The sequence below is a fragment of the Streptomyces sp. NPDC102441 genome (assembly GCF_044765585.1).
GTDB lineage: Bacteria > Actinomycetota > Actinomycetes > Streptomycetales > Streptomycetaceae > Streptomyces.
Window position 1 is genome coordinate 112,782 of record NZ_JBIWKH010000023.1, and the last position, 11,090, is coordinate 123,871.

General features: G+C 69.8%; 12 protein-coding genes and 1 rRNA gene. 3 read left to right on the forward strand and 10 right to left on the reverse strand.

The annotated features are described in order from the left end of the window. Window positions 1-16: 16 nt before the first annotated feature. Window positions 17-292, reverse strand: a complete 276-nt coding sequence (locus tag ACIREO_RS36910; protein ID WP_404118679.1) for a glutaredoxin family protein — start codon at window positions 290-292, stop codon at window positions 17-19. A gap of 145 nt (window positions 293-437) precedes the next feature. On the opposite strand from ACIREO_RS36910, the gene ACIREO_RS36915 reads away from it, so the two are divergent. From ACIREO_RS36915 to ACIREO_RS36925, 3 genes are all read left to right on the forward strand, one after another. Then, a complete protein-coding gene (locus ACIREO_RS36915) occupies window positions 438-1,379 on the forward strand; it encodes an HAD family hydrolase (RefSeq protein ID WP_404118681.1) in 942 nt (313 codons plus the stop codon). Window positions 1,380-1,800: 421 nt separating this feature from the next. Further along, window positions 1,801-2,577 carry an ECF subfamily RNA polymerase sigma factor, BldN family gene (locus ACIREO_RS36920; protein WP_404118684.1) on the forward strand — a complete coding sequence of 259 codons (777 nt, stop codon included), beginning with the start codon at window positions 1,801-1,803 and terminating at the stop codon, window positions 2,575-2,577. 211 nt (window positions 2,578-2,788) lie between these two features. Further along, window positions 2,789-3,985: a DUF5667 domain-containing protein gene (locus tag ACIREO_RS36925; protein ID WP_404118686.1), complete on the forward strand. Its 1,197-nt coding sequence runs from the start codon at window positions 2,789-2,791 to the stop codon at window positions 3,983-3,985. A 67-nt stretch (window positions 3,986-4,052) separates the two neighbouring features. Here the strand turns inward: ACIREO_RS36925 and ACIREO_RS36930 are convergent, their stop codons facing one another. The 9 genes from ACIREO_RS36930 to rrf form a co-directional block, all read right to left on the reverse strand. Continuing rightward, window positions 4,053-5,102 (reverse strand): lysophospholipid acyltransferase family protein, encoded by a 1,050-nt coding sequence (locus ACIREO_RS36930; protein ID WP_404118689.1) that lies wholly within the window; start codon window positions 5,100-5,102, stop codon window positions 4,053-4,055. Window positions 5,103-5,118: 16 nt separating this feature from the next. After that, entirely contained in the window at window positions 5,119-6,189 is a 1,071-nt protein-coding gene (locus ACIREO_RS36935) for an NAD-dependent epimerase/dehydratase family protein (RefSeq protein WP_404118711.1), read from the reverse strand. A 238-nt stretch (window positions 6,190-6,427) separates the two neighbouring features. After that, window positions 6,428-6,526, reverse strand: coding sequence for a 30S ribosomal protein bS22 (locus tag ACIREO_RS36940; protein WP_003948845.1), 99 nt, complete (start codon window positions 6,524-6,526; stop codon window positions 6,428-6,430). A 110-nt stretch (window positions 6,527-6,636) separates the two neighbouring features. After that, entirely contained in the window at window positions 6,637-6,849 is a 213-nt protein-coding gene (locus ACIREO_RS36945; protein WP_014046653.1) for a helix-turn-helix domain-containing protein, read from the reverse strand. Between the two features lie 128 nt (window positions 6,850-6,977). Beyond that, on the reverse strand, window positions 6,978-7,793 hold the full coding sequence (locus ACIREO_RS36950) for a phosphatase (RefSeq protein WP_404118691.1): 816 nt from the start codon (window positions 7,791-7,793) through the stop codon (window positions 6,978-6,980). A 104-nt stretch (window positions 7,794-7,897) separates the two neighbouring features. Continuing rightward, on the reverse strand, window positions 7,898-9,070 hold the full coding sequence (locus tag ACIREO_RS36955; protein ID WP_404118693.1) for an acetoin utilization protein AcuC: 1,173 nt from the start codon (window positions 9,068-9,070) through the stop codon (window positions 7,898-7,900). Further along, complete coding sequence (locus tag ACIREO_RS36960; RefSeq protein WP_404118696.1) at window positions 9,039-10,244, reverse strand: MFS transporter; 1,206 nt, start codon at window positions 10,242-10,244, stop codon at window positions 9,039-9,041. Before ACIREO_RS36960 ends, ACIREO_RS36955 begins: the two co-directional genes overlap by 32 nt. A gap of 42 nt (window positions 10,245-10,286) precedes the next feature. Further along, window positions 10,287-10,934: an HAD family hydrolase gene (locus ACIREO_RS36965; RefSeq protein WP_404118697.1), complete on the reverse strand. Its 648-nt coding sequence runs from the start codon at window positions 10,932-10,934 to the stop codon at window positions 10,287-10,289. Between the two features lie 72 nt (window positions 10,935-11,006). Further along, window positions 11,007-11,090, reverse strand: a 5S ribosomal RNA gene (rrf, locus tag ACIREO_RS36970); the annotation flags it as partial.

Sequence of the window (11,090 nt, forward strand, 5' to 3'; positions counted from 1 at the left end):
CGCCGAGGAAGCCCCCTCACGTACGCAGTGCGGTGCGCAGCCGCGCCGGATCCACCCGCCAGAAGGTGTGCTGTTCGTCATCGATCAGCACCACCGGGATCTGCTCCCAGTACTCCTTGTACAGCGCCTCGTCCTGCGTGATGTCCTTCTCCACCCAGGACGCGCCGGTCTCTTCACAGACCGCGGTCACCACCAGACGCGCGTCGTCACAGAGATGACACCCGGGCTTCCCCACGAGGGTCACCACCCGGTCCGCGGGATTCCTCTTCGTACGACGCAGCAGAGCACTCATACCTTCATTCTGCTCCTCCCGGCGGACCGGACCGGGCCCGTGGGGAGGCTCGGAATCACCCGTTCAACGCCCCGGTCCCGGAGAGTTCACACCGCCGCATCCCGCCAGGTCGGGAAGAGCCGAACAGAATGGCTATGCTCACGACATGGCCGCTCTTGGATGGCTCACCCCCCGCAGGCGCCCCGCCACCGCACGCAGCGTGCTCGCAGGCGAGGCCGCAGCCGAGGCCGCGCAGAAGTCGGCGCTGCCGGCCGGCGCGGAAGAGCCGGCGGCCACCCCCGAGGAGGACCAGGAGCCCGACTTCCCGGTGGCCGGTGACACCCGGGCCGCGGCCTTCTTCGACCTGGACAACACCGTGATGCAGGGCGCGGCGATCTTCCACTTCGGCCGGGGCCTGTACAAGCGGAAGTTCTTCCAGCGGCGGGAACTCACCAGGTTCGCCTGGCAGCAGGCCTGGTTCAGGCTGGCCGGCGTCGAGGACCCGGAGCACATGCAGGACGCCCGTGACAGCGCCCTGTCCATCGTGAAGGGCCACCGCGTCTCCGAGCTGATGTCCATCGGCGAGGAGATCTACGACGAGTACATGGCCGACCGCATCTGGCCAGGCACCCGCGCCCTGGCCCAGGCCCACCTCGACGCAGGCCAGAAGGTCTGGCTGGTCACCGCCGCACCGGTGGAGACCGCCACGATCATCGCCCGCCGCCTCGGCCTCACCGGCGCCCTGGGCACGGTCGCCGAGTCGGTCGACGGCGTCTACACCGGCCGGCTGGTCGGCGAGCCCCTGCACGGCCCGGCGAAGGCCGAAGCCGTACGCGCGCTGGCGGCGGCCGAGGGCCTGGACCTCGAACGCTGCGCCGCGTACAGCGACTCGCACAACGACATCCCCATGCTGTCCCTGGTCGGCCACCCGTACGCGATCAACCCGGACTCCAAGCTGCGCAAGCACGCCCGCTCCCTGGACTGGCGGCTCCGTGACTACCGAACCGGCCGCAAGGCGGCCAAGGTCGGCATCCCGGCCGCGGCGGGCGTCGGCGCCCTGGCCGGCGGCACGGCCGCCGCGGTGGCGATCCACCGCCGCCGGCGCTGATCCCTTCCCGCCAACCCCCTTCCCGCGACACCCCCTTCCACGGCGCCCCCTTCCACGGCACCCCCGCAGACGCCCCGTACGAACAGGGGAGCGGCACGCCCGGGCGCGTACGCCCAATCGGGAGCGGAACAGGGGCACGGACACCCATCGCTCCGGCCAGTCGCGTTGTGTACGGGCGACCACAACCCGTCGCCGCCACAGGCAGATCTCGAAGCTATTCGATCAATAACCGGTCACGATATGCCACTCGAATCGTCACTTAGAGGTTACGGAAGCGACCTAATCGGTGATTTGAGCAACTGGGTGTAGCGCAGCCTGTACGAAGCGTTATTCTCCTCAGACGCACAAGGAGCCCGTCACCCACTACCACAAGTGACGTTTTCCAACTGCACGTGATGGAAGCTCTGCCTCTGGGAGTCCCGTGTACCCACACGTCGGGGTTGACACCTCGGGCCTGGCTACGCTGCGCGCAACGGTCATCGACCGCTTGCGCGGCTTCGTCCCCACCGCGTACGCCGTCCCCCAATTTGCCACCCCTGTACCTGCCGGCCCTTGCTACGCGCTGGCCGAACGCAGCGCCGCCGTCGGAAGACGCAGTAACCGCGGCGCTGCGACCACTCCTGCCGTCCGACGGCCGACAGCCGACAGCGACAGCGCGCGCATGATGGATCTCGTCGAGCGCGCGCAGGCCGGTGAGGCCGAGGCCTTCGGCCGCCTGTACGACCAGTACAGCGACACCGTGTACCGGTACATCTACTACCGCGTGGGAGGCAAGGCGACAGCGGAGGACCTCACCAGCGAGACGTTCCTGCGCGCACTCCGCCGTATCTCCACCTTCACCTGGCAGGGCCGCGACTTCGGCGCCTGGCTGGTCACCATCGCTCGGAACCTGGTCGCCGACCACTTCAAATCCAGTCGTTTCCGACTGGAAGTGACCACCGGCGAGATGCTCGACGCCAACGAGGTCGCACGGAGCCCGGAGGACTCCGTGCTGGAATCCCTCTCCAACGCCGCACTGCTGCAAGCCGTACGCCGGCTCAACCCACAACAGCAGGAGTGCGTGACCCTGAGATTCCTGCAGGGTCTCTCGGTCGCCGAGACCGCCCGGGTCATGGGAAAGAACGAGGGCGCGATCAAAACCTTGCAGTACCGGGCCGTGCGAACGCTCGCACGACTTCTGCCGGACGACGCCCGCTGACGTCACCATCCGTGACGTGTCCGTGACACACCGATCGGATCATCCGCCGTCCGTAACCCAACTGCCGCGCCACTCGTTGTGCCGGATGCAGGCCCCCTGTCGCCCCACCTGACCGCCTTCACACTCGCTCGATCGTGTGGAAACGCGTCCGGTGGGCAACCTTCCGGACCCTCAGGGGAGTCGACCGTCATGACGAGAGGAGGTGCCGCCAGTGATCGCAAACGTTTCGGCACACCGGCGGGCGAACGCCTTCGCCCAGGCCCTGGAGGAGCAGTCCCCCCAGGGTGCGGCGGCCGTACAGCCCGAGGAACCGGCCCAACCGGCCGACCACGGAACGCTGTTGGCCCTGGCGAACGGCCTCGGTGAGCTACCGGCGCCGGAATTCGATCCCGAGGTCAAAGTGGTGCAGCGAGCCCAGCTCCTCGCGGCCATGGAGACCATGTTCGCCGAAGGCGGTGCGTCCACAGGCCCTACGGTGCCCGAACAGCGGAGCAAGGGAGCCCACCGGGCCTCCCCGATCCGGAGGCTGCGTCCCCGCTCCCGCTGGGCGAAGGGCCTCACCGCCGGCGGGCTCACAGTCGGTGTGGCCGCGGGAGCATTCGGCGGAGTGGCCGCTGCCAGTTCCGACGCCCTGCCGGGTGATTCCCTCTATCCGCTCAAGCGCGGCATGGAGGACATCAGCCTCGGCATGGCCGACGGCGACGCCGACCGGGGTGAGGCCTACCTCGACCAGGCGTCGACACGGCTCAACGAAGCCCGCCGGCTGATGGAGCGGGCCCGCTCGGGCGAGATGGACCACGAATCGATCGGTGACGTCAGGCGCGCACTCGACGGCATGACACACGACGCCACCGAGGGCCACCGCCTGCTTCACACCGCCTACGAGCACGACGGGGCCATCGGCCCCATCCAGACGCTGGACTCCTTCTCCCGCTCGCACCGGGCGAGCTGGAGCAGCCTCAGCGACCGGCTGCCCGTCCAGCTGACCGACATCCGCGACAAGGTCAGCTCCGTCTTCGAGGCCATGGACCAGGAAGTCGCACCGCTGAAGTCCCTGCTGCCCCGCACACCGGGCACCTCAGGGGACGCACCACTCACCGGTTCCGCACAGGAGGGCCGGGGCTCCACGGCCCCGGACCGCGAGGCTCCCTCCTCCTCCGAGGCGCCGGACGACAGCGCGTCCACCAGCACCGAGCCGAAGCCCTCGGGCACCGGCAGCACCCCCGCCGACGGCCTGCTCGGCGGCGGCACGGACGGCCTGCTGGACGACCTCCCGACGGACGGCACCACCCCGTCGTCCCCGGGCGGCGCTTCCGGCGCGTCCCCCGCACCGGACGTCACCCTGCCACCGCTGCTCCCGGGCCTGCTGCCCGGCCTGGGCATCGACGGCGAGGCCGTCGAGCCGTAGGGACGGACGATGAGGGGAGGGTGCCGCCCGGACCGGGCGGCACCCTCCCCTCATCTGTTCACGCGTCTCAGAAGAAGACCGACCGGCGCTGCACCAGCAGCTTGTACAGCGTGTGCTGGATCTGTTCCCGCACCTGGTCCGTCAGGTTGAACATCAGCATCGGGTCCTCCGCCGCCTCCGGCGGATACCCGTCCGTGGGAATCGGCTCCCCGAACTGGATCGTCCACTTCGTCGGCAGCGGCAGCGCACCCAGCGGTCCCAGCCACGGAAAGGTCGGCGTGATCGGGAAGTACGGGACCCCCAGGACCCTCGCCAGCGTCTTCGAGTTGCCGATCATCGGGTAGATCTCCTCCGCGCCCACGATCGAGCACGGCACGATCGGCACCCCGGCCCGCAGCGCCGTCGACACGAAGCCGCCCCGCCCGAAGCGCTGCAGCTTGTACCGCTCGCCGAACGGCTTCCCGATGCCCTTGAAGCCCTCCGGCATCACCCCGACGACCTCACCGCCCTGCAGCAGCCGCTCCGCGTCCTCCGCGCACGCGAGGGTGTGACCGGCCTTCCTCGCCAGCTCGTTGACCACCGGGAGCATGAAGACGAGATCGGCCGCCAGCAGCCGCAGATGCCGCTCGGCCGGATGGTTGTCGTGCACCGCGACCTGGAGCATCAGCCCGTCCAGCGGCAGCGTCCCGGAGTGGTTGGCCACGATGAGCGCCCCGCCGTCGGACGGGATGTTCTCGATGCCCTTCACCTCGACGCGGAAGTACTTGTCCGCGAGCGGCCGCAGCATCGACATGAGGACCTGGTCGGTCAGCTCCTCGTCGTAGCCGAACTCGTCGACCTCGTAGTCACCCGTGAGCCGTCGCCGCAGAAACGCGAGCCCGCCCGCGATCCGCCGGTCCCACCCGCTCACAGGGCCCTCCCTGTCGTCCTGGGAGGCCTCAGCGGCGGCCTCGGCGGCCCCTTCCGGCACCTGACCGCCCGGCAGGGCGCTCACGGGCGCAGGACCTGCCGACGCGGGCGCCTGGACCCGGCTGCCGCCCGGCAGTACACCTCTGCGCCGCCCCGCGCCGGAGCGCGAACGGTCGTCGTCGAAGGGAATGACCTTGGCGTCCGCCATCGTCGGTCGCGCTCCTCTACCTGGCGCCGTGCGTCGAATGTGTCCTGCCGGCCGGTCCCCCGCCGAGCGGCAGCTCGGCCAGCCTCCCGACCGCCCTGCCCACCCGCTCGGGAGGCAGCAGCCCCGGCCCCCGGCTCCGCGCGAACTCCGCGAACGTCTCGGCCGTGGTGAACTTCGGCCGAAAACCCAGCGTCTCGCGCATCTGAACCGTCGAGACCACCCGGCCGTGGGTGAGCAGCCGGATCTGCTCCGGCGAGAAGTCCGTCATACCGATCGTACGGAGCGCCGAACCCACCCAGGTGACGGCCGGCAGCAGCACCGGCACCGTCGGACGCCCCAGCCTGCGCGAGCACTGCGAGAGCAGCAGCACACCGGCGCCCGCGATGTTGAACGTGCCGCTGTTCAGCGTGGAACGCCGGGGTTCGCGGGACGCGATCTCCAGCACGTCGACGACGTCGTCCTCATGGACGAACTGCAGCCGGGGGTCGTACCCGAGGACCGTCGGCAGGACCGGCAGCGACAGATAGTCCGCGAGCGGCGAGTCCGGCTCGGGTCCCAGGATGTTCGCGAACCTCAGCACACACACGGCCACGTCCGGCCGGCGTCGGGCGAAGCCGCGGACATAGCCCTCGACCTCCACCGTGTCCTTGGCGAAGCCGCCGCTGGGCAGTGACTTGGGGGACGTCGTCTCGGTGAAGACCGCGGGGTCGCGGGGGGCGGAGCCGTACACGTTCGTGCTGGACTTGACCACGAGCCGCTGGATGGTCGGGGATTTCTGGCAGGCACCGAGCAGCTGCATCGTGCCGATGACGTTGGTCTCCTTGACCGTCGTCCGGCCGCCCGTGCCGAGCGCCTTCGCGGACACGTCAAGGTGGACGACCGTGTCGACGGAATGCTCGGCGAGGACCCTCGCGATCGCCGACTGCCGGATGTCCGCCAGGACGAATTCGGCGTCACCCAGCTGATGCCCCGGTGTGACCGCGTCCACGGCGATGACCCGGTCCACACCTGGATCCCGCTGGACACGCCGCACGAAACGGCCTCCCAGCTGCCGGGCCGCGCCTGTGACGAGCACGATCTTCCCCAAGATCAGCGCCTTCCGTCGATCGTTCACCGAGCGGGGTCTTCCCCTGGCCGTCACCGTAGTCGGTGGATGTTGCCCTGTGATGACCCCGGGCGGGCTTTACCGAAGCTGTGGCGGGAATACCACCGGATCCGCCGCACACCACAGGCGCGGAACACCGGCCCGGAACATCCGCCCGGAATGCACCGGGGCCCTCCCGCCTGAACGGCGAAAGGGCCCCGGACTCACGAACTGCGTTCGCTTACTTCTTGTTGCGACGCTGAACGCGCGTGCGCTTGAGCAGCTTGCGGTGCTTCTTCTTGGCCATCCGCTTGCGCCGCTTCTTGATAACAGAGCCCACGACTACCCTCGCTCACTTCTTCTTCACTGGTGCGGGGCGTCTGGGCCCACACGACCTACGTCGGCCTAGCCTACCCGCCACCGGGTGAGGGGCGTAATCCGAGGGCAACGTCAGGCTGACTCCACCCCCACGAAGGACTCTCGGAGATACTCGTGAACCGCTTGCTCCGGGACCCGGAAGGACCTTCCCACCCTGATCGCCGGCAGATGACCACTGTGCACCAAGCGGTACACGGTCATCTTCGACACCCTCATGACCGAGGCGACTTCCGCCACGGTCAGAAACTTGACCTCGTTGAGAGGCCTCTCGCTGCCAGCAGCCATGACCCACCTGTACCTTCCGCACGAGACGCGCACCGGCTTCCCCTCCGGTGACTCTTCGTCGTTGTGCGCTCACTCCCCAGATTAGGGGCGGGTGATGCGAGTGGGGAAGAGGTGAGACGATCGGCCGCCTACTGTGACAGACACGCCCGATTGAGTACATACCGAGTAAGAGGCCGGTAGTAGTCCGACCGCACGCCGTCATCAAGCGGAACGGCGACGGACACCCGCCCCTCCGCCTCACCCACGAACAACGCGGGGTCATCCGTATCCGCCAGCCCGATGGCCTCGATGCCCAGCTGACCTGCCCCGCAGACCCACCCATGGTCCCCGACCACCAGCTCCGGCAGCGCTCCACGGGCGTTCACGGCCTCCTCCAGCACGGCCCGAACCGGGAGCGGCGAGTGGGTGTGTGCGCCGGTGGCACTGCCGTGAGCCCGCACGCCTGGTTCGCGCACCAGCGCGACGCCTTGTACGTAGTCGAGGTTGTACGTGCGTACGCCGAACCGGGTCGTTATGTCGACACATCGGCCCTGCGCGGGGGTGAGTACCGCGCACCCCGCCGCCGACAAGGCGTCTGCCAGCCCGGCGTAGAACCCCAGCAGCCGGTGCGGATGCCCTGTGCCGAACAGCACAGGAGCCCGTCTCTCGGCAGCCCGCCCGAGCCGTTCCGCGAACGCGTCCAGCGCGGCCAGGGTCCGCTCCGGATCGATCACGTCCAGACCTGACACATGACCAGGATCGGCCGATACCCCGCACTTGTCGGCCATCAGCCGCAGCAGGTCGGGCTCGCTCCAGGCCCGGTCCGGATCGAGCCCGAGCAGCACACGCGGGTCTCTCGCCGCGAAGAGCCGGTAACTCCGCAGACTGGTCTCCCGCGGGGTGGCCACGGATCCCGCGAGCCGGGCCGCCAGCAGATGAGCGCGCAGCGCTCCGGTGCTCAACACCCTCCCGATGCTCCCGCACCGGACCCGGCCCCGGGCCGGAAACCGGATACGGCCCCACCGTTGGCGTAACGGCCAAACGGCCACGGGTGAGGCGCACCTCTTCCTCAGGCCAGCAGCCCCCGGAGCGGGAACGCCGACCGCCGCGTCGCCAGCACCGCCTGGTCCAGCCGGTCCGCCGGGTCGTAGCCGTCCTCCCACGGCTTCCACGACGGTGTGCGGCCGTCCGTCATCCTCCCCGGGCCCAACTGCCGCGTACGGGCGTAGACCTCGTCCCGCCACGACGACGGGACGACCGACTCCGGGTCCACCGGCGCATGGGCGGCGATCCCCACGAGATGGGTCCAGGACCGCGGCACCACGTCCACCACCGCGTAACCGCCCCCGCCCAGCGCCACCCAGCGCCCGTCCTCCGCGTAGGTGTGGGCGAGATCGTGGCAGGCCTCCATGACGGCCCGCTGGGCGTCCAGTGACACCGCGAGATGGGCCAGCGGGTCCTCGAAGTGCGTGTCCGCGCCGTGCTGGGTCACCAGCACCTGCGGCCGGAAGTCCTCCAGCAGCTCAGGCACCACCGCGTGGAACGCGCGCAGCCACCCGGCGTCGCCCGTACCCGCCGGCAGCGCCACGTTCACCGCACCGCCCTCGCCCGCCCCGGCGCCGGTCTCCTCCGGCCAGCCGGTCTGCGGGAACAGCGTGCGCGGGTGCTCGTGCAGCGACACGGTCAGCACCCGGGGGTCCTCCCAGAACGCCGCCTGCACCCCGTCCCCGTGGTGGACGTCCACATCGACGTACGCCACCCGCTCCGCGCCCAGCTCCAGCAGCCGGGCGACGGCGAGCGCCGGGTCGTTGTACACGCAGAAGCCCGAGGCCGACCCGGGCATCGCATGGTGCAGCCCGCCCGTGAAGTTCACGGCGTGCGCGCTCTCCCCGCGCCACACGGCCTCCGCCGCCCCCACCGAGAGCCCGGCGATGAGAGCGGACGCCTCGTGCATCCCCTCGAAGGCGGGATCGTCGATCGTCCCGAGCCCGTACGCCTGGTCGGCGGTCCTCGGATCCTCGGACGCCGCCCGGACGGCCGCCACGTAGTCCTCACGATGCACGAGCCGCAGCGTGGAGTTCCCGGCCGGCTTGGCCGTCCTTACATCCACCGACCCGTCAAGCCCGAACGCCCGCACCAGTCCCATCGTCAGGGCGAGTCTGACCGGATCCATGGGGTGACTGGACCCGAAGTCGTATCCCGTTACTGCCTCATCCCACATCAGCCGCGCGCGCCCGCTCATGCCCGCCACCGTATCGGGCGGGCTCCGCGCCGAACGACCGGGCGTACACGAGCGTCGCGAGGACCAGCACCATGGGCACGAGCATCGCTCCCCGGTAACTCCACGCGTCGCCGAGCGCCCCCACGAGCGGCGACCCGACGAGGAAACCCACATAGTTGAAAACGTTCAGCCGGGCCACGGCCACGTCACTCGCCCCGGGGAACATCCTCCCCGCGGCCGCGAAGGTCTGCGGCACGATCACACAGAGCCCGAGCCCCAGCAGCGTGAAGCCGAGCATCCCCCACCAGGCACCGGGCGCCACGGCCACCACCCCGAACCCGACGGCGGCCAGCACACTGCCGCCCCGCACCACGGCCACCGCCCCGAACCGCCGCACCCCGAGGTCACCGACGGCCCGCCCCAGCAGCGTCGTCACCATGTAGACGTTGTACGGAACCGTCGCCAGCTGCTCCGAACCGCCCAGCACGTCCTGCAGATACTTCGCGCTCCAGTTGGACACCGTCGAGTCCCCGATGTACGCGAACGCCATCACCAGGCAGAGCGGCAACAGCAGCCTGAACGGCACCGACGCACCCCGGCCTGCCCCCGCCGCTGCCTTCGTCTGCGCCGGGTCCCCGCCCTCCGCGTACCACCGGCTGCCGATCAGAGCCACGGGCAGCAGGACGGCCACCGCCGGCAGATAGGACACCAGCAGCGACAGATCCCAGTGCGCACCCGCCCATGCCAACGACGCACCGGCGATACCTCCCAGGCTGTACGCCGCGTGGAACCCGAGCATGATGCTGCGCCCGTACGCCCGCTGAAGGCTGACGCCCATCATGTTCATCGAGGCGTCCAGTGCCCCGACCGCCAGCCCGAAGACACCGAGCGAGACGGCCACCTGCCAGACCTCGCTGCCGGCGCCCACACCGAGCAGGGCGAGCAGCACGACGGGCTGCGCCCACCTGAGCACGATCCCGGGCCGCACCCGTGCGACAACCTTCTCCGTGACCACACTGGCGACCCCCGCCAGGACAGGCACCGCGGCCAGGAAGGCGGGCAGCAGCCCGTCGGATATCCCGTACCGGTCCTGGATGGCGGGGATGCGCGTCACGAGCAGGGCGAAGGTCACCCCTTGCACCAGGAAGCTGAGCGCCAGGGAGGCTCTGCCGTACCGCAACCGCGCATCCGTCATGGCCGCGAGCGTAGAGCCCAGGTCTACCGCTGGGTAGATCGATCAGGCGAGCAGTTTGGGGAGCTGCGACATGTCGGAGAAGTGCCCGGTGACCCCGACGAGCCGGTCCGCCGGCATCATCGAGGTGAACCCGTACACCTCCATCCCGGCCGCGCGGGCCGCCTCGACACCGAGCGGGCTGTCCTCGACGACGACACACCGGTCGGGGGCTACGCCCATCCGTTCGGCGGCGTGGAGGAACAGGTCCGGGGCCGGCTTCCCCCGCCCCACGTCCTCCGAGCTGAAGATCCACTCCTCCTCGAACCACTGGTCGAGCCCGGTCTTCCGGTGCCCGGCCGCGATCTTCTGGTGGCTTCCGGACGAGGCGACGCAGTACGCAACCCCGTCGGCGACGAGCTCGCCCAGGAGCTCGTGGACCCCGTCCACCGCGGTCAGCTGCTCCGCCTCGAACGCGGCGAGGGTACGGCGGTGCAGCTCCTCGTCGAAGTCCGCCGGGAGCTTCTGGCTGGTCCGCTCGTCCACCAGGTCGTGGACCCGGTGGATGGCGGCCCCCATGTAGTCGCGGAGGGACTCCTCGTACGAGGTGGGGTGACCGAGCTCGGTGAGGTAGCCGGCCAGGACGGTGTTGGAGATCGGCTCGCTGTCGACGAGCACGCCGTCGTTGTCGAAGATGACCAGTTCGTAGCGCATGCTTCGACCCTAGACGCTCAGAACGCAGAAAAGCCCCGTGCCACAAGGGCACGGGGCTTTCCCGGAATAATAGTTCGGCGGCGTCCTACTCTCCCACAGGGTCCCCCCTGCAGTACCATCGGCGCTGAAAGGCTTAGCTTCCGGGTTCGGAATGTA

Bases quoted from the DNA above. Each gene is read 5' to 3' on its own strand.
- ACIREO_RS36930 (WP_404118689.1), bottom strand. From the start codon at position 5,102: ATGGCGGACGCCAAGGTCATTCCCTTCGACGACGACCGTTCGCGCTCC.
- ACIREO_RS36945 (WP_014046653.1), bottom strand. From the start codon at position 6,849: ATGGCTGCTGGCAGCGAGAGGCCTCTCAACGAGGTCAAGTTTCTGACC.
- ACIREO_RS36915 (WP_404118681.1), top strand. From the start codon at position 438: ATGGCCGCTCTTGGATGGCTCACCCCCCGCAGGCGCCCCGCCACCGCA.
- ACIREO_RS36965 (WP_404118697.1), bottom strand. From the start codon at position 10,934: ATGCGCTACGAACTGGTCATCTTCGACAACGACGGCGTGCTCGTCGAC.
- ACIREO_RS36910 (WP_404118679.1), bottom strand. From the start codon at position 292: ATGAGTGCTCTGCTGCGTCGTACGAAGAGGAATCCCGCGGACCGGGTG.
- ACIREO_RS36960 (WP_404118696.1), bottom strand. From the start codon at position 10,244: ATGACGGATGCGCGGTTGCGGTACGGCAGAGCCTCCCTGGCGCTCAGC.
- ACIREO_RS36955 (WP_404118693.1), bottom strand. From the start codon at position 9,070: ATGAGCGGGCGCGCGCGGCTGATGTGGGATGAGGCAGTAACGGGATAC.